The sequence below is a fragment of the Streptomyces sp. NPDC001604 genome, from assembly GCF_042893475.1.
In the GTDB taxonomy this organism is placed as follows: Bacteria; Actinomycetota; Actinomycetes; order Streptomycetales; family Streptomycetaceae; genus Streptomyces.
Genome location: NZ_JBIAUY010000009.1, coordinates 57,183 through 80,269 on the forward strand (window position 1 = coordinate 57,183; position 23,087 = coordinate 80,269).

The following is a 23,087-nucleotide window of genomic DNA, read 5'->3' on the forward strand; positions in this document are numbered from 1 at the left end:
TCCAGGCTGTGCCGACGGCACTCGGGAACTGGTTCGCGTCTTCTTCAGAACCCGTAAAGATCTACCGGCTCCGATCCGCAGTCCGGTCCACCGGTAAGGATCTCCACGCGACGCCCCGCTCGTTCCCGCGCTCCGGCCACAGCGGCAGATCCAGTACGACGGTCAGCCCGCCGCCCGGCGTGTCCTCCAGGCGCGCGGTACCGCCGTTGGCCGTGACCAGCCGGTGGACGATGGCCAGCCCCAGGCCGCTGCCCCTGGCCTCCGGGTTCCCGAACCGGTGGAATGCGACCGCCTTCGCCTCGGCCGTCATCCCCGGCCCGTCGTCCCGCACGCGCACCCGGGCCCGCCCGCCCGTCTCGCGGCCGTCGAGGGTGATGCTCCCGCCGGCGGGCACGGCCTCCACCGCGTTGGCGATCAGGTTGTCGAGGATCTGTTCCAGGTGGCCCGCGCCCAGCGCGACGGTCACCGCGGGTCCTGCGGACACGGTGCTGAGCCCCACCTCGCGCTCCTCCGCCACGGGCGACCAGGCGGCCACCCGCTCTGCCACCACCTCGTCGACGCGCACCGCGGTCGGCCGGGGTGTCGCCTGTTCGGCGCGCGCGACCTCCAGCAGTCCGTCGACCAGCCGGGACAGCCGGGCGATCTCCTCCTGGGCGGCGGCCAGTTCCGTCGCGGTGCCTTCTTCGGCGCCGGCGGCGAGGACGTCGAGCCGCAGCCGCAACGCGGCCAGCGGAGTGCGCAGTTGGTGGGACACATCGGCGATCACGGCCCGGTGGCCGTGCACCAGGGCTTCTGTGCGGGCCGCCATGGTGTTGAAGGTGGCGGCCAGCCGGCGCACTTCGGGCGGTCCGGCGCCGACGTCGGTCCGTTCGTCGAGGGCGCCCTCGCCCAGCCGCCGGGCGCTGGCGTCCAGTGTCGAGAGGGGACGGCCGACCCAACGGGCGAGGCGGACCGACAGCAGCACGGACGCGGCCAGGCCTGCGGCGCCGATCGCGGCGGACCAGCCCCAGATCGCGGCGATACGGGCGTCGAGCGGGGCGGCGGAGCGGGCCAGCACGACGGCTCCGGCGGGCCGTCGCACCTCACCGGCCGGTTCCGCGGCCAGTAGCCGGCCCTCGTTCTCCGGCGGTTCGGGCTCGTGCCCTGCCAGTACCTTCCCCACCAGTTCCGCGGCCTCCTCGCCTCGCGCCGCTGCCGTACAGGGCGTACTGGCCACCAGGCGCGCGGAGGCGTCGTACACCGCGGCGCAGTCCCCGGCCCGAGCCGCGGTGTCGAGTTCCTTGCGCATGGCGGCGGCCGGCTTGTGGTCCGAGAGATGTTCCTCGGCGGCCGCGGCGATCACGCGGGTGGCCGCCCGCTGGTTGTCGCGGTAGGAGACGCGCTCGCGCGCCGTCATCGACACCGCCAGCGGTACGACCGCCAGCACCAGCAGCACGGAGGTCAGAGCCAGCAGCGTCCAGGCGATCCGGCGGGTCACGGCTGCTCCTGGGACTCCTGGACCACTCCGAGCCGGAAGCCGTGCCCGTACACCGTCTCGATCAGCCCCGGCACGCCGAGCTTTCGGCGCAGCGCCGCGACATGCACGTCGAGCACCTTCGTGGGCCCGTACCAATGGGCGTCCCACGCCCGCTCCAGGATCTGACGCCGGCTCACCACCCGGCCCGGGTCGGCGGCCAGGCACTCCAGAAGGGAGAACTCCTTCGGCGTCAGAGCGACCGCACGGCCGTCGACGGAGACCTGGCGGGTGCGCGGGTCGAGCGCCAGCGGCCCGTGCCGCAGGATCTCCGGCTGCGCCGGGCGCCGACGGCGCAGCACCGCCCGGATCCGTGCCAGCAACTCGGCCAGCCCGAACGGTTTGACCAGATAGTCGTCGGCTCCTTCATCCAGGGTGACCACCCGGTCCGCCTCCTCACCCCGGGCGGTCACGGCGATGATCGCCGCGGTGGACCGGGCCCGCAGCCGCCGGCACACCTCGACCCCGTCGATGTCCGGCAGCCCCAGATCGAGCAGCACCACGTCGGGGGAAGGTGCGGCCAGCGCCGCCCGTCCGGTCCGCACGGCCTCGACCGCATAGCCGGCCTGCCGCAGACCACGCACCAGGGGCTCCGCGATGCCACGGTCGTCTTCCACGACCAGCACCCGCGTCTGGTCGGTTGCACCCGTGGCCTCGGGGTTCATGCCCGGCGCCCGTCTCCCTGACGAGGGGATCGACTACGTCGCCTCGCCTCCCAGCCTGCGTCCTTGCCGGGCCCCGGGGGCAGGGCCGTTCGTCCCGCCTTTCGACACAACCGCAGGCATACCGCTGCAGCGGCGAGCTACCCCGAGGACCCGGTGGGACGTTCGGGTCATCTGGCCTTGTTGCGCTGATAGTGGCGGGCGACGCGCACCCGGTTGCCGCAGCGGGTGGCCGAGCACCAGCGGCGGCGCGGATGGGCGGCCAGGAACAGCATCACGCAGTCGTCCGCCTCGCATTCCCGGATCCTGGTGACCGCCGGATCTGCCAGCAGTTCGGCGGCGGCCTCCGCGAGGCAGGCGGCAAGCCGTAGGCCCGGTGAGCCGTCGCGTCGGCGGGTGGCGGCGACCGCCGACCCGTTCCATGCCAGCTCGTTGATCGCCGGCGCGGCGCGCTGTGCCTGGTTGAGCGCGTCCAGGTCGGCGGCCAAGGGCTCGCGGCCTCGGCGGACGTCGTCGAGGGCGCGGGCGGTGTGCTCCCGTACGGCCCGCACGGCGGCCAGGTCCTCAGCGGTGACCGACTGTGGCACCTCGTCCGGCAGGCGGTCGGCCTGAAGGGCCCACCAGGCCCGCAGGTCGTCCGCGGTCGCGAGCAGATCGCCTGCGGTCGGACGGGTGTTGACCAGGTCCAGCGCCAGCGGTTCTCCGGTCAGCGGCACAAGATCGCTCATGCGGCTAATGATACATCTCCGGATTGACACGTTAGTCTGATCCGGGTATACCTAATGCATGAATCGACTTAGGAGGAATTAGCGTGCTTGTCGCAGCCACCCGCACCGTCCACCGCCACATCGATGTCGAGGGCGTCCGCGTCTTCTACCGGGAGTCCGTCCCGGAGCGTGCCGACGCGCCGGTACTGCTGCTCCTGCACGGCTTCCCGTCCGGTTCTCACCAGTTCCGCGGTCTCATCGACGCGCTCGGCTCGCACTACCGGATGATCGCTCCGGACCACCCCGGCTTCGGCCACACCCAGGCCCCGGACGGCTTCACCTACTCCTTCGACCGGCTCGCCGACATCACCGAAGGCTTTGTCCGGCGCCTCGGCCTCGACCGGTTCGTGATGTACGTCTTCGACTTCGGCGCGCCCATCGGCTTCCGTATCGCCGAACGCCACCCGGAATGGATCGCGGGCCTGGTCGTGCAGAACGGCAATGCCTACGAGGAGGGGCTCTCCGACGCGGCCCGCGGCCTCATCGCCCTGACCCCCGAAACCCCCGGCGCCGAGGACGCCATCCAGGGCATGCTCACCCTCGACGGCACCCGCAGCCAGTACGAGACCGGCGTCCCCGACCCCGGCCTCATCGCCCCGGACGGCTACACCCTCGACCAGCACTTCCTCGACCTGCCCGGCCGCAAGGAGGCCCAGCAGGCACTGATCTTCGACTACCACACCAACGTCGAGCACTACGACCACTGGCACGCATGGCTGCGCCGGCACACCCCTCCCACCCTCATCACCTGGGGAAGCAACGACCCCTTCTTCCCCGAGCCCGGAGCCCGCGCCTACCTCCGCGACCTGCCCGACGCCGAACTCCACCTCTTCGACACCGGCCACTTCGCCCTGGAAACCCATCTGCCGGAGATCGCCCCGCTGATCGGCGACTTTCTCGACCGCGCCTGGAAGTGATCAGGCCCGCGCAAAGGAGGACTGATGGACATCAGGAACGTCCAGCATGAGGGCGAGCAGGCGATCCAGCGGCAGGCGCGCGAGGGCGGTCCCGGATGGGGTTCTCCGATGTTCGGCCCCGAGATCCCCCATGGGTTCGTCCCGTTCGTCCGGGACCAGCGCATGCTCGTCATCGCCGGGGCCGACGACGAGGGCCAGATCTGGTCGACCGTCGTCGACGGACCGACCGGTTTCGCCGAAGTCGTGGACGAACGGACCGTCGTCATCGACGCGTTGCCCGCGCCCGGTGATCCACTCCGCGAGGCCTTCCGCACCGAACGGGACATCGGTGTGCTCGCCCTCCAGCCGCAGACGCGACGTCGGATCCGGATGAACGGAGTCGCCAGGCGCGACGGTGACCGCCTCGTCGTGCGGACCGAGCAGGTGCTGGGCAACTGCCCGAAGTACCTTCAGACACGCACCGTCGAGGAGACCGTGCCCGGCGGCGCCGGACCGGCCGTGACCGGCGAAGAGCTCAGTGAAGACCAGCAGCGGTGGATCGAGAGCGCCGACACGTTCTTCATCGCGAGCCTCTCGCCCGGGCACGGCGCCGACTCCTCGCACCGCGGCGGCATGCCGGGATTCGTCACGGTCGCCGGCCCGCGCACCATCGTCTGGCCGGACTACACCGGTAATCAGTTCTATATGACGCTCGGCAACCTGCATCTCAACCCGGCGGCGGGTCTGCTCTTCCTGGACTGGGAGAACGGCCACACGTTGCAGCTGACCGGACAGGGCCGGATCGACTGGGACCCCGCGCGTGCCCAGAAGTACCCCGGGGCCCTGCGAGTGGTTGAGTTCGACATCGCCAAGGTCGTGCAGATCGACCATGCCAGCTCCCTGAGGTGGGAGTTTCACGCCTACTCGCGGATCAACCCGCCCGCGCGCGCCGACGACGGACCCACCGGACCAACCGTGTCCGCCTGCCGGCAGAGGTGACCTGGGTCCGGCTTGCCACGGACTGTCCCCGCGCAGAGTCTGCTCCCGCCGCCCGCGCAGTCCCACCGGTTCCGTGAGGAAGCTGTCGGACCTCGCGCCGACAAATCCCCGGCGCCGTCCTCGGGGCCGAACGGCTCTCCCACGGAGCCCGTACGGCCCCGCGCCCGCGAGGCCCGACCCGTTGGATCCTCGACGGATGAACGCTGTGCATGCGTCGCCGCGGACACCGTACGCCATGCCCGGTTCCGGGATTGCGGCCCGGAATGACGGACTCCACGATGAGGACATGGCCGCTCGCCACGCCGACTGCCGCGAAGCCGTCAGGGCACGCCCCGTCGCGGCGCCCGAGGCCATCACCCGGCACCTGGTCACGCCGTGACGTCGAGCGGCCCCGCGGTGCAGACCCTGGCCACCCGGGCCGTCTTCGCCGCCCTGGACAGCTCGCCCCGCGGGCTGGCACCGGGCGACGTGGCCGTGCGGCGGGAGCGCCACGGCCCCAACGAGCTGCCGAGGGCTCGGCGCAGGGGCTGGTGGCGGGACCTTGCCGGCCAGTTCACGGATCTGTTCGCGGTGCTACTCCTCGTCGCGTCCGCGATCACCTTTCTGGCCTACGGCCTTCAGCACCCCCGGGACGTGGGGACCCTGCAGCTCGCCGTCGCGATTCTCTGCGTGGTGCTGCTGAACGCGGCCATCGGCTTCGTCCAGGAGTACTCCGCCGAGCGGACCGCCGAGTCGCTCCAGGCGATGGTGCCCCACACCTGCCGGGTACTGCGCGGCGGGGAGCGGCAGGAACTGCCCGCGCGTGACCTGGTCCCCGGGGACGTCGTGGTCCTGGAGGCCGGTGATGCGGTCTCGGCGGACTGCCGTCTCGTGGAGGCACACGAATTCGCAGTCAACAACGCGGCGCTGACGGGGGAGAGCGATCCCGTCGGCCGTACCCGCCAGCCGGTGGCGGCCGGGCCCGTGCTCGAGGCACGCAACTGCGTCTTCATGGGAACCGACGTCGTGGCGGGGTCCGCGAAGGCCGTGGTGTTCGCGACGGGCGCGGCGACCGAGTTCGGGCGCATCTTCCGGCTCGCGTCCGCCGCGCCACGCCAGAAGACTCCCCTGCAACGCCAAGTGGCCTCCATGGCCCGCAGGGTGGCGGGCGCAGCGCTGGTGATCGGAGCACTCCTGTTCGCGGTGCGGCTGCCCGCCGGACGGCCGCTCGTCGAGACCTTCGTCTTCGCCCTCGGCGTGATGGTCGCCCTGGTGCCCGAGGGCCTGCCCGCGACGCTGTCCGTGTCCCTGGCCATCGGCGTACGCCGCATGGCCCGCCGGCACGCCCTGGTCAAGAAGCTGCTGGCGGTGGAGGCGCTGGGCTCCACCACCGTGGTGTGCACGGACAAGACCGGCACCCTCACCCAGGCCGAGATGACCGTCGTCCAGCTGTGGGCGGGCGGTGTCCGCCATCCCGTCTCCGGCGTGGGGTACGCGCCCGCCGGTGAGGTGACCGACCCGCAGCCGGTGCGCGAGCTGCTCCGTACGGCGGCGCTGTGCTGCGACGCCCGGATGGTCCCGCCCGCGGACCACGACGGCTGGCGGGTCCTCGGCGACACCACGGAGGGAGCCATCCTCGTCGCCGCTGCCAAGGCCGGCGTCGACCTGGCGGCCGAGGAGGCCTCGACGCCCCGCGTGACGGAGTTTCCCTTCGACTCGACCCGCAAGCTGATGAGCACCGTGCACCGTGGCCCCCACGGCGATCTCCACGCCTGCGTCAAGGGCGCGCCGCAGGAACTGCTCGCCCGCTGCAGCGTCGTCGTATGGAAGGACGAGCTGCAGCCGCTGACCGAGGAGCTCAGGGCGGCGGTGATCGGTGCCAATGACGAACTGGCCGCCCAGGGACTGCGGGTGTTGGCGGTGGCGTCGCGGTCCCTGCCCGACGGCCGCCCCACCCAGGACGAGACCGAGTCGGAGCTTGCCCTGCTGGGCCTCGTCGGCATGCAGGATCCGCCCCGGCCGGAGGTCAGTGACGCCGTCGACGCCTGTCGGCACGCGGGCATCCGCATCGTGATGGTCACCGGCGATCACCCGCTGACCGCGGAAGCAGTCGCCCGCCGCGTCGGCATCGTCCGCCGACCCGATCCCACCGTTGTGACCGGCACCCGGCTGGACACCCTCGACGACGAGGCTCTGGACGCCCTGCTCGCCGGCTCGGGCGAACTGCTGCTGTGCCGGGTCAGCCCCGAGCACAAGATGCGGGTGGTCACCGCCCTGCAGCAGCGCGGCGAGACCGTCGCCGTGACCGGCGACGGCGCCAACGACGCGCCGGCCCTCAAGCACGCGGACATCGGCGTCGCCATGGGAGCCTCCGGTACCGACGTCGCCCGGGAGGCCGCCGTCATGGTGCTGCTGGACGACTCCTTCGCCTCCATCACCACCGCGGTACGCCTGGGGCGCTCCGTCTACCAGAACATCCGCAAGTTCCTCATCTACCTCTTCAGCCACAACATCGCCGAACTCACGCCGATCCTCGCCGCCACCTTCGCGGGATTCCCCCTGGTCCCGATCACGGCCGTACAGATCCTCGCGATCGACCTCGGCTCCGACGTCCTCCCCGCCCTGGCCCTGGGCGCCGAGCCGCCGGAGTCGGACGTCATGGACCGCCCGCCGCGCTCCCGGCGCGAGCGGCTGTTCTCCACCGCCGTGACGGGACGGATCCTGTTCCTCGGCGGCATCCAGTCCCTCGGCGTGTGCGCCGTGTTCTTCTGGCACATCCACGCCTCCGGCATCCCGTACGCCGACTTCACCAAGGACACCCCCGTCTACCGGGAGGCGATCACCATGGTCCAGGCAGGGATCGTGGTCAGTCAGTTCTTCAACGCGCTCGCCGTGCGCACCGACCGGCAGAGCGTGTTCCGGATCGGCCTGCTGTCCAACCCCTGGCTGCTGGCGGCCGGCTGCTTCGGCATCACGCTGATGGCGGCCATCAGCTACGTGCCGTCGCTGCAGGCCCTGTTCCACACCGCCCCGCTCGCCGCCGCCGACTGGGCCGTTCTCGTCGGCTTCGGCGTGCTGCTGCTGGCAGCCGAGGAGGCCCGCAAGGGATGGCTGCGACACCGTCGGCCTGCGGGCCGGAAGGAAGGAGTGCAATGAGGGTGATCATCGCGGGCTGCGGCCGGGTGGGATCCGCACTCGCCGTCCAGCTCGTCGCCGAGGGCCACGACGTCGAGCTCATCGACCGCAACGCCAGGACCCGCAGACTGCTGCCGGCCGGCTTCCCGGGCCGGTTCCACGAGGGCAACGCCTACAGCCGGTCCGTGCTCCAGGCCGCCGGGATCGAAAACGCCGACGCGTTCGTGGCCGCCACCTCGGGCGACAACAGCAACATCGTCAGCGCGCGCACGGCCAGGGAGACCTACCGGGTGCCCGTCGTCCTGGCCCGTATCTACGACCCACGGCGCGCCGACATCTACCGCGACCTCGGCATCCCCACCATCGCGAGCGTCCGCTGGACGGTGCACCAGATCCACCAGATGCTCCTGCACCGCCACCTCACACCGGAACTCACCTTCGGCAACGGGGAGACCCTGCTGGTCCGCTCCGAGCTGCCGTCCTACGTCAGCGGGCGCCGGCTGGCCGAGTTCGACGTGGACGGCGAGATCCGCGTCGTCGAGGTCACCCGCGGGGGCCGCTCGCTGGTGCCCGCACACAGCACCCGTGCCGAACCCGGCGACCTGGTCACCTTCGCCGTCGCGGCGACCGCGCTCGGCCGCCTGCGCGGCTTTCTGGACAAGGAGCTGGGGACATGAAGGCTCTCATCGCGGGTGCGGGACGCCTGGGCACCCAGATCGCCCAGGTACTCGCCGCGGCCCGCGGCGACGTCACACTCGTCGACATCGACGAGGACCGCGTCGCCGAACTCAAGGGCCATCTGCCCGTACGTCTCGTGGCCGGGGACGCCTGCGAACCCGCGATCCTGGAACACTCGGGCGTACTGACGGCCGACCTCGTCATCGCGGCCACCGGCGACGACGAGGACAACCTCGTCATCAGCCTGCTCGCCAAGCGGCAGTTCGAGGTGCCCCGGGTCGCGGCACGCGTCAACGACACCGAGAACACCTGGCTGTTCGACCGGAACTGGGGAGTCGACACAGCGGTCCCCGCGGCCACTCCGCTGATCTCCCTCATCGAGGAGGCGACCGGCGCCACGGACACCGTCGCCCTGCTGCGCCTGAGCAAGGCGGGCGTCGACGTCATCGAAACCGCCATCACATCGCAGTCCCGCGCCGCGGGACGCACGCTCGCCGAGATCACGCTTCCCGTCGGCACGGTCGTCGCCACCGTCATCCGCGACGGTCAACCCACCGTCCCGACACCCGGGATGCGGCTCCAGCCCGGCGACGAAATCCTGGTCGTCTCGCACGCCGCCACCGAACAGGAGATCCACGCCTCCTTCCAGTGACAGCAGTCTCCGCGCTGTCTGCGCGAAGGATCGTGGGCCTGGCGCACCACGACGTCCGGGCAGGCGGCGTGCTGGGCGCAGCGCCGACCGACCGACCGACCCCAGCATCGCCCGGGCGAACCCGCCGCGTCCCCGGCGGCCCACGACCAGCAGTTCCGCCTCCTCCGAGGCCCGGATCAGCACCTCGGAGGGATCGCCCTCGGCCAGACGTTCCTGCAGCCCGGGCGGGAGCTCGTCCGGGAAGACGGCGCGCAGCTCAGCCGCGAAGCGCTCCCGTGCCTGCGCGAGGTCGAAGTCGGGGTCGATCGCAAGGCCGCTCCAGCCCGCCTCCGACGGTGTCTCCCACGCATGGACCGCCTCCACCACACCGCCGACGCTCTGCGCATACCGCGCCGCCCAGCGCAGCGCCGCGCACGAGGAGGGAGAGCCGTCCACGCCCACGACGACCCGGTGCGTCGGCTCAGCAGATTGCAGGGTCACCCCTCGCGGGGCGGGCGTCATGACGAGGGCCGGTCGGCCCCGCGGGCCTGCCTGGTCGGCCCCTGCCGTCCACCCGCCGTGACGTGGGACGTTCCAGGTGGAGGACGTCAGCGAGGACGCCGGCACGTACGACAAATGGGGTGTCGACCGATGACGAAGACACACCGTGCGAAAGCGAAGAGGGTCAGGTTCTGGCGGTGGCGACGCAATCCCCTGCGGCGTCGCAGTGACCGGCTGGAAGCGTGGATCGTGCTCGCCGCCTGGACACTCGCCGTGCTCGGCGGCCTGCTCGCCGCGCTGGCGACGCAGACGGCGGTGCAGGACGACCTCGCCGCACGACGCGCGGACGTGCACTCCGTCTCGGCGGTGCTGACCGAGGAGGCGCCACGGATCCCGCCGGTTTCCACGTCGGGGTACAGCGACGACAGGGTGTGGGCGAAGGTGCGCTGGGCAGCTGCCGACGGTTCGACGCACACCGGGACCACAAGGGTCGAGCCCGGCACCGCCGTCGGCACCCGGGTCACCGCCTGGACCGACCACACGGGCAGGCTGGTCCTCGAACCCGCGAGCCCGACCGAGGCATGGCTGCAGACGGCGCTGTTCAGCTCCGCGGCCGCCATGGGAGCCGGGGCCGTGGTCCTGGCCGGCGAACGGCTCGCTCGCGGACGGCTGGACCGGCGGCGCCTTGCGCAGTGGGACGCGCAGTGGGCGCAGGTCGGCCCCCAGTGGAGGAAGCGGATGCTCGGCTGACAGAGGCCGACCGATCCAAGCCGGAGCCGGCCGGTCCGCGCGGCCGGGCGCCCGGCGACGACGCCGGAAAGGGAAGCGGTGTCGACTGCCACGGTCCCGGTGCCGTCGACGAAGAGAGGCACCCTGACCGTCCCGGGGCGGCGCATCGGGGCGCTCTGGCGCGCTGCGCCGCACTCCGTGTGCGCGGCCGACCTGTTCTCCGGCCGCGCCCACGTCTTCCACCGGCCGGGGCGTGCCCGGTCACCTGCGGTGCATCGTCTCCAGAGCCGCAGCCAGGACACGGGGGTCATGGTGCCCCTTGTAGACCGTGGGAGGCTGCCGGTCGAGTTTCAGGAGCCGGGCCACCGCGGTCCACGCGGTGCGTACCGAGTACTCGACGGTGAAGACGACGTCGTCAGGAACCTCCGCGAACTGCCCGATGAAGGCGAGGTTGACCGATGCCTCGGGCACGACACGGGGCCGGTCCTCGCGACGGCGGACCAGGAACTGGCTGGTGATGTACGGCATCAGGCAGGGCACGACGGTGGAGGTCTCCAGGACCCGGGCCGCCGACGACTCGTCGAAGTGCAGATGGTGCAGCACCTCCTCGAGGATCTCCCGGCCGGAGCACATCGTCATCGGCTTGCGCGTGTGGTTGCCCGCGCGGCCGGGGAACAGACCGTAACCCCACCACACGGAGACGCCCTCGGGCTGGTCGCGGTAGACCGGCTGGCGGTTGGCGACGATGGTCAGCAGCCAGTTGGAGCCGGTGAAGGTCATCAGCCCGCCCCTGCCGGTCTCACGGTCTGCGAACTCGGCCAGCGCGTCCAGGAAGACGGGGTCCTTGGCGGTGACCGTGAACGACTCCCAGCGGGACTCCTTGACGTGCTTGTCGAAGACCGCCGGGTTGCCGAAGTCCTCGCGCCCTCGGGCGATGCGGTGCCACAGCAGCCACGCCTGCGAGCGATGGCCGGGCGGGGGCGGTGCCGTGGTGTGCGTGCCGAGGCTGGAGGCGTCCGTCATCGAGCCGTTGGTGACCAGGACCAGATCCTCGGGAGTCACGGCGATCTTCTCGTCGCGGCCGCCCCGGGAGACATGGAGGGTCTCGACCGTGGTGCCGGCCTGCCCCGGCGCGAACCCGAGGTCGGTGACCTGGCTTCCGGTGTGCACGGTGACGCCACGCTCCCGCAGCCAGGCCGTCAGGGGACGCACGATCGAGTCGTACTGGTTGTAGCGGGTCCGGTGGATGCCCGACATCGACGCGAACTCCGGGAAGAGATGGATGAACCGCCTCAGGTAGCGGCGGAACTCGATCGCGCTGTGCCAGGGCTGGAAGGCGAACGTGGTGCACCACATGAGCCAGAAGTTCGTGGTGAAGAAGTGCTCGCCGAAGCAGTCCGTGATGCGTTTGCCGTCCAGGTGCCCCTCGGGGCTCGCCAGGCACCGGACCAGTTCCAGCCGGTCGCGCTCGGAGAACCCCATGGAGGCGGTGTCGACGATCTTTCCGTCCCCGTCGACGAGACGTGCCACGTCGTCCCAGGCGAACTCCTCGTGCCCCGCCAGGATCTCCTCGGTCACGGACACCGCGGGATCGTCGAGCGTGGGGATCGCGGACAGCAGGTCGTACGTGCAGCGGAACTCGGCCTCGAACATCCGCCCCCCGCGCATGCTGTAGCCCGCGTCCACGCTGCCGCCCGCGTCCAGACTGCCCCCGACGGTGTGCTGTTCCTCGAAGAGGTGGATGTCCGCCCCGTCGAATCCGCCGTCACGGATCAGGAACGTGGCCGCGGCGAGCGCCGCGATCCCGCTGCCCACCAGATACGCCTTCGCCATCACGCAACTCCTCGTCCTCGCCCGCCGATTCGGGAACCACGACGCCCACGGTTTCGTGCGCCCGTGGGCCTGGTCAGTGGGCCGTTGGTCACCTGTGCGGGCCGGTCGGCCCGCGTCCCGCCGCGGCAGCACATGACAGCGGCCCGATCGGTGGACCGCCACCGACCGGGCCGTTCCCGATGAGCCCTTACGCCGACTGCTGACCGCCGCCACGCCATGGCGGCGCCTCGGTCCGCTGGCCGTCTTCCCAGGCGTGGGCGGCCTTGTCGGTCTGGCGGCGCAGCCGGTCCTGGAGCAGGTCCACGACCGCCCGGCCGGTGGACTCCTCGGCGAGGACCACCACCTGCCGGCCGCCGACGTGCAGGTCGGCCGTGGCCAGCCAGGGCCGGTCGGCATGGCGGACGGCCGCCCGCACGATCCGTACCTCACCGGTGATGGCGGGCAGACCGGAACGGCCGACGACGGCGTCGATCTTCATGCGGGCGTAGGCGAGGGTCTCCTGGTCCACCGGGCCGTCGAAACGCAGCCGCACCGCGGGTGCCGCCTTGGGGTTGTCGCTCGTCATCGTGGATCCTTTCCTGGAAGGTCGCAGCGCGGTTCAGGCCGCGCTGCCGGGCAGCCACAGGTCGGGGCCGAAGACCTCGTACCGGATGCGTCGTGCCGGAACGCCGGCGCCGAGCAGCTGGGCGCGGACGTCGCGCATGAAGGGCAGCGGGCCGCACAGGAACACGGTGGCGCCGTCGGGGAGTTCGACTCCGGAGAGGTCCATCAGGCCCTCGCGGGCGTCGGGTTCCTCGGCCCGGGACGCTCGTACCAGAAGAGCGCACGGGCGTACGGCAGTTGTGCGACGAGCTCGCGGGTCTCGGTGCGCAGAGCGTGGTCGGCGGGGGAGAGGTCGGCGTGCAGGACCAGCACCGGGCGGGTCGAGCCGCTCGCTTCGAGATGGGCCAGGACGCCCGTCATGGGGGTGCAGCCGATACCCGCCGAGACCAGCACCAGAGGTTCGGTGCCGGCGGCAGGCCCTTCGAGGAACACGTCCCCGAAGGGTGCGGGGAGGGTCAGTTCGGCTCCCTCGTGGACCTGGTCGTGCAGCAGGTTGGAGACCTCGCCCTCCGGATCGCCGGTGACCCGCTTGACGGTGATGCGCCGCAGCTCCCTCTCCGGGTCCGAGGAGAGACTGTACTGACGCAGCTGGTGGACCCCGTCCGGCATGAGCATCCGCACGCTCACGTACTGGCCCGCCCGCGCCCGCGGTGCCGGTCGGCCGTCCGCCGGGCGGAGCAGGAAGGACACCACGTCGGGGGCCTCGGTGCGGCGCTCGACGACCGTCCACTGCCGCCAGGTCCGGCCGGGCTCGACGCCCGCGTCCTGGTAGAGGCGCGCCTCCCGGCCGATCAGAGCGCCGGCCATCAGCCAGTACACCTCGTCCCAGGCGGCCGCCACCTCCGGGGTGACGGCGTCGCCGAGGGTCTCGGCTATGGCACCGAACAGGTACTTGTGCACGATCGTGTACTGGTCGTCGGTGACCCCGACGGCCGCGTGCTTGTGCGCGATCCGGGCCAGCAGGGCATCGGGCCGGGCGTCCGGGTCGGCCAGCAGCGCGGTCGCGAACCCGGCTATGGAGCCGGCCAGTGCGCGCCGCTGGTCCCCGCTGGCCTGGTTGCCGCGGTTGAACATCCCGTCGAGCAGTTCCGGCCGGTCCCGGAACATCGCCCCGTAGAAGCGCGTCGTGATCTCGTCGAGCGCTCCGGCCACGGCGGGCAGGGTGGCACGTACCACGGCGGCGGATTCTGCGGACAGCATGGAGCCTCCCGGACGGGGGAATCGGGGTGTGAAGACCGCCGCGTCGAATGCGCGGCGACCTTCTGTGTAGCAGTCGTCCTGCCGTGTTTCGGCGCCGTTTCGGGGCGTTGGACGCAGGAGGGGCCACATGGCCCCATGGGTTGGGGAACTCCGGCCCCATGGCCCGCCCGGGCCGTGGGGCCGTGCGGCGCCAGGGACCTGTCCCTTGGGCCCTGTCCCCGCGTCGGGCGGGGGACGTGTCCGCGCGGCTGCGAATCGCGCGGGCACGCGGCCGACGACCCACGTGCGGCCACGACCCTTCGCAGGGCCGTCCCCCTGGCGCGGACGCCGTTTCCGGCGGGGACGGGGGAGCCCCTTCGGATGCCGGGCCCGGCGTTCGCGCTCACCTCAATGATCACGCCGTGGCCACGGGGGGATCAGGGGCGACCGGACCTGTTTGAGGGACGGTCGGGTCCTTGCCACGCAGGGGTGGCCTGGTACACGCGGGAGGCCGGAGGCGGCTGCTCCCCGGCGAGGAGCATCGCCGGATGTCACGGCGCGCGCGGCGAGGGGCCGCTCGCCCGGTGTCGTACGACAGGCACCCGACGAAATACATCGTTCGGCACCCCGAAGCAGCACCCGTGCTGGACGCCCCCCGCTGAGCTGCGCCGATGTTCTCCGCCGGCTCGATGGGACCCAAGGCCGGGGCGGCCGCCCAGTTCGTCGAACGCACCGGCGCCCTGGCCGCGATCGGCGCCCTGGACGCGGCCTACGAGGTCGTGCACGGCCGCTCCGGCACCACTGGTCCGCTGGTCCGCCCCGTCCCGCCCGCAGCCCGAGAAGCGCCCTGCGCGGGCGTCAGGCACCCGCAGCGCGTGGGCCGACCGGTCCCCGGCAGGGACTTGAGGCCCCTCCTGCCGCAGCCGCGCCGCCCGAAAACTGGCAGAGCAACCCCGAAGGAGGTCCGCACATGCCCACCATCACCGTCGGCCTCGACGGCTCACCGCAGAGCCTCGCCGCCGCCGACTGGGCCGCCCGCGAGGCAGTACAACGCGGGGCGGCGCTGTGCCTGCTGCACGCCCGGGAACAGCAGTCCCATCTGGTCCCGGCCCTCGCCGGAGTTCCCGTCCCGGGCGCAATCGACACGCAGCACGGGTGGGCCAAGACCCTGCTGGACGACGCGCAGTCCCGGCTCGCCCACCGCCACCCCGGTCTGGACATCGGCACACAGCAGACCGGGGGTCGGCCGGTCGCGGCCCTCCTGGCCGCCGCCGAGGAGACCGACCTGCTGGTCCTCGGATCCCGGGGTCTCGGCACGGTCGCCGGGTTCCTGGTCGGCTCCGTCTCCCTCGCCGTCGTGGCCCGTGCCGCGCGGCCCGTCGTCCTCGTCCGGGCGGGCGAGCGAGCCCAGGACGAGCACCTGCCGGACGCCTCGGGCGGCGCGTCCACCACGACCCCGTACCGGGATGTACTGCTCGGGCTGGACCTGGACGACCCCGGCGACGCACTCATCGGCTTCGCGTTCGACGCGGCCCTGCGCCGTGCAAGCGGTCTGCAGATCATCCACGGCTGGAACCTGCCGACCTCCCACGGCTACGGCAGCGCCATGGACGTAGGGCTGAACGAGGAACTGGCCGAGCAGGTGCGACACGCCCTGACCGACACCCTGCGGCCGTGGCGGGACAAGTTCCCCGGCGTGGAGGTGCATGCACACGCCGTGATCGGCAGCGCCGGCCGTCATCTCGTGCACGCCTCACGCGATGCGGGCCTGGTCGTCGTGGGCCGCAGTGAACGCCACACCTCGATCGGCGGTCACATCGGTCCCGTGGCCCACGCGGTGCTTCAGCATTCCGCCGCCCCGGTCGCGGTGGTGCCGCACCACTGATCTCCCAGGTCCTCAGTAGACGGAGGCGGGCCACGAACAGGCAACAGCGGTGATCACGCCCACGTCCAGCAGTACACCGACGGTCAGCCACGGGTCGAACCAGACTGCCTTGAGCACCAGGCCGCTCGACGCGGCGACCAAGGCGGCCGTGGGCCACCAGCCGGCGTCCGCCAGCACTCCGGCGCCGGCGACGGCGTACACCACCGCCGTGTACCAGGCCAGCACGAGCGCCGCGGCCCCAGGCCGGGGCCGGGCGGACGCCCGCGGCCGCCAGCACCCACGAGTGCCCGGGAGTGAACGGGGCCGCCGTGCCGGGCTGCTGCGGCGCCGTCCACACGCCGGGGTGCAACAGCCCGTGCACGATCAGGAACGCCCCCACCAGCAGGGTGGTCACGACAGGTCACCGGGCGCGAAGGGTTCGTGGGGCTCTGTGCCGCCCATGTCGAGCCGGAAGGGCGGATAGGTGTCCGTCATCAGGGCGGCATAGGCGGCCACCCGCAGCACCCACCGGTTGAGCCCGAGGATCAGGTCGAACAGGGCTGGCGGGTACTTCTCGGTGAAGGCCAGGGTCACGGCGGCGATCACCGCCAGCACGGCCACCAGTCCGCCGTCCCACCAGCCGAGGTGCCAGCCGCCGAGGAAGAACCCGATCACGATGTAGTGCGGGACGGCCAGCAGCCACCACTTCACCAGGACCAGCCCCCGGGAGAGCCGCTCGGGGTAGGCGATGTCCAGCCGCGCGGGGTAGTCGGGCTCCTCGCTCAGGCTGAACGGCGGGTACCGGTCGGTGCCCAGGGCCGCGTACGAGTAGTACGCCACCCGCCAACTCCAGCGCAGCACGCCCAGGTTGAAGTCGAACAGGGCCCGTGGATAGCGCTCGGTGAACAGGATGCTGAAGAACGCGATCACGCTCACCACGGTGAAGGCGATCCAGAGGAAGAACAGGACCACGTAGTGCGGAATCACCAGGATCCACTTCACCAGCCACAGCCACCGGGACAGCGGCGCGTCGAGCACAGCGTTCACCCGCACAGGACGGTCAGGTGTTCCTGCCAGGGTCGTCATGGTGATCAGCTCCTTCGGCCCGTGGTGCCGCCGCGGCGACCCGGGCCCAAGTCCAGCGTGGGCGCCGAAGCCCGGTCCGGACGAGGGCCGTCGGGGTCGATGCGGGGGCCGTCGGTCCCGGTCGCGCGGTCCCGCCTCAGCCGCCGTCCTGGCGGCTTGCCCAGGTGTCCGTGAGACGGATGCCGGTGACCAGGTCGGGCCGGATACGGACCGCGTAGTCCATGGACTGCTGCACCCACGGATGCAGCAGCCGCTGATAGCGGGCCAGCTCCTCGGGGTCGGTGACCAGCCGGGCGTAGCCGGTGGCGACCACGCTCCAGCCGAGGTGCGTGGCCGGGTCGATGGTGTCGGCCTCGTAGGCCACGACCACGCCCGACGGGGCGGACTCGCCTGCTCGGGAGGTCAGGGCCGCGCCCTCGTGGGTGCGGATGACGATGTCACCGTGGTCCAGGATGTGGTTGACCGGTCGGATGGTCGGCAGCGCATGCCGAGTGAAGACGATCCTTCCCACGGACACGCTTCCGAGCAGCCGCAGCGCTTCGCCGCTGTCGAGTTCGATGCTCAGGCGCGGCCCCACGGGAACCGGGTGGGAGTTGTCGAGGCGCATGGCGGGTTTCCGTACGGGTTGGCGGCTCATTGCTGACCGTCCATGGAACTCCCCTGCCGCACCAGGGGTAAGGGCCGTTCGGCCCTCTTCCGTGTCCGGTCGGCCCGGAGGGGTACGCGAGCGGTCTGTTGTCGGGCCGAACGGGTACCGGCGTATGGAGACCGGCGCGGGATCGGGGCCGACCGGCCCTGGCCCTGCGGGTGGTCAGGGGCGAACATCCCGGAAACCGGCGCAGACGATCCGGCGCGGAGCGCAGGACGAGGAGCATTCGATGGCTGACAGCGAGCGGCCGGGCCCCGAGGGCCCGATCCGGGTCTTCCTGCTGGACGATCACGAGGTGGTACGTCGAGGAGTGCGCGACCTCCTCGACGACGAGCCGGACATCACCGTGGTCGGCGAGGGCTCCACCGTCGAGCAGGCCATGGTCCGTGTTCCGGCGCTCCGCCCGCAGGTGGCGGTACTGGACGTGCGGCTGCCCGACGGCGACGGTGTGACGGTCTGCCGGGAGCTGCGCTCACGCCTGCCCGAGCTGGCCTGCCTCATGCTGACCTCGTTCGACGACGACGAGGCCCTGCTCGACTCGATCATGGCCGGCGCCTCCGGGTACGTCCTCAAGCAGATCCAGGGCTCCGACCTGGTGTCCGCCGTGCGCACGCTCGCCGCCGGCCAGTCCCTGCTCGATCCCAGCGCCACCGCCAGGCTGATGGCCCGGCTGCGCGGCGGCCAGCAGGAGGAGGAGCCCGACCCGCTGCCGGGCCTGACCGACCGGGAGCGGGAGATCCTGTCCCTCATCGGCGAAGGTCTGACCAACCGGCAGATCGGCCGGCGGCTGTTCCTCGCCGAGAAGACGGTGAAGAACCACATCTCGCGCCTGCTGGCCAAGCTAGGCGTGGAACGGCGCATCCAGGCAGCCGTCATCGCCACCCATGCCGAGGACCGGCTCCGGAGGCAGGGCCACTGACACCCAGGGCCGAACGTCCCCCGCTCGCCCCCGTCCGGCCCAAGCCCCGCCCGCCCGCCGTCAGCAGGCTGGCGGCAGACCCCGGACACAGCCGGGCGACGACAGGGAGGGCGACGGACATGAGCGTACGCGTGGGCATCAACGGCTTCGGCCGCATCGGACGCAACTACCTGCGCTGTGTGCTGGAGCGGGCCGAGGGCGGCACCGGCACACCCGTGGAGGTCGTGGCGGTCAACGACATCACCTCACCGGCGGCGCTGGCCCATCTGCTGGAGTACGACTCCACGTACGGCCGGCTGCACCGCACCGTCGAGCACGACGACAGCTCCCTGACGGTGGACGGCCACCGCATCGCCGTGACCGCCGAACGCGACCCGGCCGCCCTCGCCTGGGGCGAGCACGGCGTGGACGTCGTCATCGAGTCCACCGGCCGCTTCCGCACCCGCGAGCAGGCCGGAGCGCACCTGAGGGCGGGCGCCCGCAAGGTGCTGCTGTCCGTGCCGGGCAAGGGCGTCGACGCCACCCTCGTGATGGGCGTCAACGAGGGCACCTACGACCCCGACAGCGACCACGTCGTCTCCAACGCCTCCTGCACCACCAACTGCGTGGCCCCCATGGTGAAGGTGCTCGACGAGCGCTTCGGCATCGTCAAGGGCCTGATGACCACCATCCACGGCTACACCAACGACCAGGTGGTCCTGGACGGCCCGCACAAGGACCTGCGCCGCGGCCGCAGCGCCGCCGTCAACATCATCCCCACCAGCACCGGGGCCGCACGGGCCGTCGGCCTCGTCCTGCCGGAGCTGGCCGGCACTCTCGACGGCATCGCCGTACGGGTGCCCGTGGAGGACGGCTCGCTGACCGACCTGAGCGTGGTCCTCGAACGGCCGGTGACCGCGGACGAGATCAACGCCGCATACCGGGAGGCCGCGGACGGTCCGCTGAAGGGCGTCCTGCGGGTCTCCGACGCGCCGATCGTCTCCCGCGATGTGGTCGGCGATCCCGCCTCGTGCGTCCTGGACGCCCCGCTGACCCAGGCGAACGGCGAGCTGGTCAAGGTCTTCGGCTGGTACGACAACGAGTGGGGCTACACCAACCGGCTCCTCGACCTGACCGAGTACGTCGCCGCCCGCCTGTCGCGTCCCTGACCGGCGCCGGAGCCCGTAACCTGGCCCGTTCCGTACCGCCCCCTGCCGTGGACCGTTACCGTGGCACATGACCGATGTGGTCGGCCGTCGGTATGGCACGGGGAGCTGGAGGAACGCCGGTGGGAAGCCCTGAGGAGTCCCAGGCGCCGCGCGTACGGCTGCCGCAGCTGAGGCTGGACGAGCTCCTGGGGGAGCTGCAGGCCCGGCTGGACGCGGCGCGCGGGACCCGTGACCGGGTGCACAGCCTCCTGGAGGCCGTCCTCTCGGTGGGCCGGGAGCTCGACCTGGAGCAGGCGCTGCGGAGCATCGTGGAGGCCGCGGCGACGCTGGTCGACGCGGAGTACGCCGCCCTCGGTGTGATCGGCCCGGACGGCAAGCGTTTGTCGGCCTTCCACACGATCGGGGTCACGGAGGAGCAGATCGCCAGGATCGGTCCGTTCCCCGAGGGCCACGGCATCCTCGGGGAGCTCATCCGCCACCCCGAGCCCCTGCGGCTGGCCAAGATCTCCCAGCATCCCGAGTCCTACGGCTTCCCGGCCCACCACCCGCCGATGAACACCTTCGTCGGGGTCCCCATCCGGGTGCGCGACCAGGTGTTCGGCAACCTGTACCTGACCGAGAAGCGTGGGGGCGTGCAGTTCGACGAGGAGGACGAGTCGGTCCTGGCGACACTGGCCGTGGCGGCCGGTGTCGCCATCGACAACGCCCGCCTGTACGAGGAGTCCCGGCTGCGCGAGCGCTGGCTGCAGGCCAACGCGGAGATCACCCACGACCTGATGTCCGGCCGTGCCCGCTCCGACGTCCTGCGCCTCATCGCCGAGCGGGCCGGGGAGATCACGGGATCGGCCCTGGCCGCGGTCGCACTGCCCATGGAGGACGCCGCCTCGCTCGCCGTGGAGATCGCCGTCGGGATGGACGCTGAGGCGCACCGTGGCCTTGTGCTGCCCATGGACCGGAGCCTCATGGGGCTGGCGTTCACCGAGGCCGCCCCGGTGACCAGCGAGGATGCCGCTCACGACGAAAGGATCTCGCGGGAGCCGCCGCGTTTCGAGGGACTGGGTGCCGCAGTGGCCGTGCCCATCGGTACGGGCGAGCCCGGCCCGCGCGGCGTGGTCCTGCTGGCGCGCAAGGTCGGCCAGCCGATGTTCACGGACATGGAGACCATGCCCCTGCAGGCCTTCGCCGCGCAGGCCGCCATCGCGATGGAACTGGCCGAACGCCGCCGGGACGCCGAGCAGATCGCGGTGCTCGAGGACCGTGACCGGATCGCCCGTGACCTGCACGACCTGGCGATCCAACGGCTGTTCGCCACCGGCATGACGCTGCAGAGCGCGGGCCGCTTCATCGAGCATCAGGAGGCCGCCGAACGCGTGGTGCGGGCGGTGGACGACCTGGACGAGACCATCAAGATCATCAGGTCGACGATCTTCGGTCTGCGGGCCCGGGAGGGCGGCGCCGGAACCGGACTGCGGGCGCGAGTGGTGCGTGTGGTCGGCGAGGCGGCCCCGGTACTCGGCTTCGCACCCAGCGTGCGGATGGAAGGCCTGCTGGACACCGACGTGCCGCAGGACATCGCCGCCCATGTCGAGGCAGTTCTCTCCGAGGCCCTGACCAACATCGCCCGGCACGCCGGCGCCGACCGTACCGACGTCGTCCTGGAGACCGACGGCCGCGAGGTCCGGCTGACGGTCACGGACAACGGCGTGGGCATCCCGCCCGGGGGCCGCCGCAGCGGTCTGCGCAACATGGCCGAACGGGCGGAGCAGTTGGGCGGAGCGCTGGACCTCGACACCGGGCCCGCGAGCGGCACCGTACTGGCCTGGCACGTACCGCTGCCCCGGGAATAGCGGCCCGCTTCTCCTCATGGTGGCTGCCTCCTGACGTGAGCCCACCAGGCCCTGTCCCAGGGGCCCTTCGGCCTCTGCACCCTGCCCCGCCGGGCGGGTGAGGCTGGTGGGGCCGGACCGGGAGGACGGCACACAGGAGGTGGCATGGACGCTTCCACCGCGGCCTCGGTGCCCGCGCTGCGCGCCGCACACGAGCGATTCGTCACCGCGCCACAGGCACCGCCGGGCGTGCGTGGTCTGGTGGCCGAGTCATGGCGGCGCTGCGCCGCCACCGATGTACGGGCCGACGGCGGCCGACTGCCGTCCCTGCGTACCACGTCCGAGGAACTGGCCGCCTACCGCCGCACTCACCCGCTGGCCGGCGTACTGCCCCTGTTCCGGGAGCTGCTGGGGACCGGGGCGGCGGACGACGGGCACATCTTCGCGGTCGGGGACGCGGACGGGACCCTGTTGTGGGTCGAGGGCGACCGCGCCACCCTCGGGCGTGCCGAGGCCATGCACTTCGCCGAGGGCGCGCGGTGGTCCGAGCGACAGGCGGGGACGAACGCCCCGGGCACGGCGCTGGAGTTGGCGCGGGCCGTCCAGATCGTCACCGGGGAGCACTACAGCGCCGCCGCGCATGCCTGGTCGTGTGCCGCAGCGCCCGTGCGCGACCCGGCCACCGGCCGCGTCCTCGGCGTGGTCGACCTCACCGGCGGCGCCAGCATCGCCACCCCGCCCGCGTTCGCCGCGGTGCGTGCGGCCGCGCTGGCGGCACAGGCGGAGCTCGCGCACCGGCCGTCGGCGCTGCTCGGCACCGACGCGCAGGCGCCCGAGGTCCGCCTGCGAGCTCTCGGCCGGGACAACGCCGTACTCGAGACCGACGGACGCGTCCTCCAGCTCAGCCCGCGGCACAGTGAGATCGTCGTCGCGCTCGCCCTGGCAGGTCACGGAGTGAGCGGGGAAAGGCTCGCCGTCGACCTGTCGGAGTACGAGGTGCCCGCCTCCACGCTGCGCGCCGAGATGACCCGGCTACGTGCGGTCCTCGGCCCTGACCTGCTCGGCTCACGCCCGTACGCGCTCCTGTGCACCGCTCACACCGACTTCGGCGACGTCGCCGACCTGCTCGCGGCGGGACGGGTCGCCGAGGCCCTGGCCCGCTACACCGGTCCGCTCCTGCCGCGTTCCGATGCACCCGTCGTGGTGGAGCAACGGCGGTGCCTGGACCAGCAGTTGCGTGGCGCCGTGCTGGCCGCAGGCGACACGGCGCTGCTGCGTCGCTGGGTGGGCGCCGAGTGGGGAGCCACCGACGCCTCCGCATGGCTGACCCTCGCCCACCGGCTGCCGGGCGGTTCGGCGCAGCGGGCGGCCGCCGCGGCTCGCGCCCGCGCGCTGGACTGCCGTCTGGCCGTTCCGCCGCAGGTCGCGCCGCATGCAGCGTGGTTGCAGCGTTCCCGCTCCTAGCGTTCGAGCATGAACCGATCGTCGTG

At 72.1% G+C, this 23,087-nt stretch carries 18 protein-coding genes and 4 pseudogenes; 12 read left to right on the plus strand and 10 right to left on the minus strand.

Annotated features, from left to right (window positions below; translation table 11 throughout):
- Positions 1-61: 61 nt before the first annotated feature.
- The 3 genes from ACFY1E_RS24435 to ACFY1E_RS24445 all read right to left on the minus strand — a co-directional run bounded on the left by ACFY1E_RS24435 (position 62) and on the right by ACFY1E_RS24445 (position 2,903).
- Complete coding sequence (locus tag ACFY1E_RS24435) at positions 62-1,477, minus strand: sensor histidine kinase (RefSeq protein ID WP_389079423.1); 1,416 nt, start codon at positions 1,475-1,477, stop codon at positions 62-64.
- Positions 1,474-2,178, minus strand: coding sequence for a response regulator transcription factor (locus ACFY1E_RS24440; protein ID WP_389079425.1), 705 nt, complete (start codon positions 2,176-2,178; stop codon positions 1,474-1,476). Before ACFY1E_RS24440 ends, ACFY1E_RS24435 begins: the two co-directional genes overlap by 4 nt.
- Before the next feature lie 167 nt (positions 2,179-2,345).
- On the minus strand, positions 2,346-2,903 hold the full coding sequence (locus ACFY1E_RS24445; protein WP_389079428.1) for a CGNR zinc finger domain-containing protein: 558 nt from the start codon (positions 2,901-2,903) through the stop codon (positions 2,346-2,348).
- An 83-nt stretch (positions 2,904-2,986) separates the two neighbouring features.
- Here ACFY1E_RS24445 and ACFY1E_RS24450 point away from each other — a divergent pair, with 83 nt between their 5' ends.
- The 5 genes from ACFY1E_RS24450 (at position 2,987) to ACFY1E_RS24470 (ending at position 9,281) form a co-directional block, all read left to right on the plus strand.
- Positions 2,987-3,859: an alpha/beta fold hydrolase gene (locus tag ACFY1E_RS24450; RefSeq protein ID WP_389079430.1), complete on the plus strand. Its 873-nt coding sequence runs from the start codon at positions 2,987-2,989 to the stop codon at positions 3,857-3,859.
- Between the two features lie 24 nt (positions 3,860-3,883).
- Complete coding sequence (locus ACFY1E_RS24455; RefSeq protein WP_389079433.1) at positions 3,884-4,837, plus strand: pyridoxamine 5'-phosphate oxidase family protein; 954 nt, start codon at positions 3,884-3,886, stop codon at positions 4,835-4,837.
- A gap of 375 nt (positions 4,838-5,212) precedes the next feature.
- Positions 5,213-7,972: a cation-translocating P-type ATPase gene (locus ACFY1E_RS24460; RefSeq protein WP_389079435.1), complete on the plus strand. Its 2,760-nt coding sequence runs from the start codon at positions 5,213-5,215 to the stop codon at positions 7,970-7,972.
- On the plus strand, positions 7,969-8,628 hold the full coding sequence (locus ACFY1E_RS24465) for a potassium channel family protein (RefSeq protein ID WP_389079436.1): 660 nt from the start codon (positions 7,969-7,971) through the stop codon (positions 8,626-8,628). Before ACFY1E_RS24460 ends, ACFY1E_RS24465 begins: the two co-directional genes overlap by 4 nt.
- Positions 8,625-9,281: a potassium channel family protein gene (locus tag ACFY1E_RS24470; protein WP_389079438.1), complete on the plus strand. Its 657-nt coding sequence runs from the start codon at positions 8,625-8,627 to the stop codon at positions 9,279-9,281. The genes ACFY1E_RS24465 and ACFY1E_RS24470 overlap by 4 nt, the downstream gene beginning before the upstream one ends.
- Before the next feature lie 26 nt (positions 9,282-9,307).
- Here ACFY1E_RS24470 and ACFY1E_RS24475 read toward each other — a convergent pair.
- Positions 9,308-9,782, minus strand: a pseudogene (locus ACFY1E_RS24475) (universal stress protein); the annotation flags it as partial.
- 129 nt (positions 9,783-9,911) lie between these two features.
- On the opposite strand from ACFY1E_RS24475, the gene ACFY1E_RS24480 reads away from it, so the two are divergent.
- Positions 9,912-10,511, plus strand: coding sequence for a hypothetical protein (locus ACFY1E_RS24480; RefSeq protein WP_389079440.1), 600 nt, complete (start codon positions 9,912-9,914; stop codon positions 10,509-10,511).
- 240 nt (positions 10,512-10,751) lie between these two features.
- Here ACFY1E_RS24480 and ACFY1E_RS24485 read toward each other — a convergent pair.
- The 3 genes and pseudogenes from ACFY1E_RS24485 to ACFY1E_RS24495 form a co-directional block, all read right to left on the minus strand.
- Positions 10,752-12,338 (minus strand): annotated as a pseudogene (locus ACFY1E_RS24485) (oleate hydratase); the annotation flags it as partial.
- 172 nt (positions 12,339-12,510) lie between these two features.
- Positions 12,511-12,888, minus strand: coding sequence for a hypothetical protein (locus ACFY1E_RS24490; RefSeq protein ID WP_389079443.1), 378 nt, complete (start codon positions 12,886-12,888; stop codon positions 12,511-12,513).
- A gap of 33 nt (positions 12,889-12,921) precedes the next feature.
- Positions 12,922-14,126 (minus strand): annotated as a pseudogene (locus ACFY1E_RS24495) (globin domain-containing protein).
- A gap of 653 nt (positions 14,127-14,779) precedes the next feature.
- Between ACFY1E_RS24495 and ACFY1E_RS24500 the strand changes: the two are divergent.
- Together ACFY1E_RS24500 and ACFY1E_RS24505 are read left to right on the plus strand one after the other, a co-directional pair.
- A pseudogene (locus ACFY1E_RS24500) lies at positions 14,780-14,926 on the plus strand (carbamate kinase); the annotation flags it as partial.
- Positions 14,927-15,075: 149 nt separating this feature from the next.
- Entirely contained in the window at positions 15,076-15,990 is a 915-nt protein-coding gene (locus ACFY1E_RS24505; protein ID WP_389079445.1) for a universal stress protein, read from the plus strand.
- Between the two features lie 12 nt (positions 15,991-16,002).
- On the opposite strand, the gene ACFY1E_RS24510 is transcribed toward ACFY1E_RS24505, so the two are convergent.
- From ACFY1E_RS24510 to ACFY1E_RS24520, 3 genes are all read right to left on the minus strand, one after another.
- On the minus strand, positions 16,003-16,215 hold the full coding sequence (locus tag ACFY1E_RS24510; protein ID WP_389079448.1) for a hypothetical protein: 213 nt from the start codon (positions 16,213-16,215) through the stop codon (positions 16,003-16,005).
- Between the two features lie 165 nt (positions 16,216-16,380).
- A complete protein-coding gene (locus ACFY1E_RS24515) occupies positions 16,381-17,055 on the minus strand; it encodes a DUF4389 domain-containing protein (RefSeq protein ID WP_389079450.1) in 675 nt (224 codons plus the stop codon).
- A 136-nt stretch (positions 17,056-17,191) separates the two neighbouring features.
- Positions 17,192-17,692, minus strand: a complete 501-nt coding sequence (locus ACFY1E_RS24520; RefSeq protein ID WP_389079452.1) for a pyridoxamine 5'-phosphate oxidase family protein — start codon at positions 17,690-17,692, stop codon at positions 17,192-17,194.
- Between the two features lie 241 nt (positions 17,693-17,933).
- On the opposite strand from ACFY1E_RS24520, the gene ACFY1E_RS24525 reads away from it, so the two are divergent.
- The 4 genes from ACFY1E_RS24525 (at position 17,934) to ACFY1E_RS24540 (ending at position 23,061) form a co-directional block, all read left to right on the plus strand.
- Entirely contained in the window at positions 17,934-18,623 is a 690-nt protein-coding gene (locus ACFY1E_RS24525; protein ID WP_389079453.1) for a response regulator, read from the plus strand.
- A gap of 119 nt (positions 18,624-18,742) precedes the next feature.
- The gene (gene gap, locus ACFY1E_RS24530; protein ID WP_389079456.1) at positions 18,743-19,771 is read left to right on the plus strand and encodes a type I glyceraldehyde-3-phosphate dehydrogenase; all 1,029 of its coding nucleotides are present in this window, start codon (positions 18,743-18,745) and stop codon (positions 19,769-19,771) included.
- Between the two features lie 92 nt (positions 19,772-19,863).
- Entirely contained in the window at positions 19,864-21,618 is a 1,755-nt protein-coding gene (locus ACFY1E_RS24535; RefSeq protein ID WP_389079457.1) for a GAF domain-containing protein, read from the plus strand.
- Between the two features lie 144 nt (positions 21,619-21,762).
- Positions 21,763-23,061, plus strand: a complete 1,299-nt coding sequence (locus ACFY1E_RS24540) for a transcriptional regulator (RefSeq protein ID WP_389079459.1) — start codon at positions 21,763-21,765, stop codon at positions 23,059-23,061.
- Positions 23,062-23,087 lie beyond the last annotated feature (26 nt).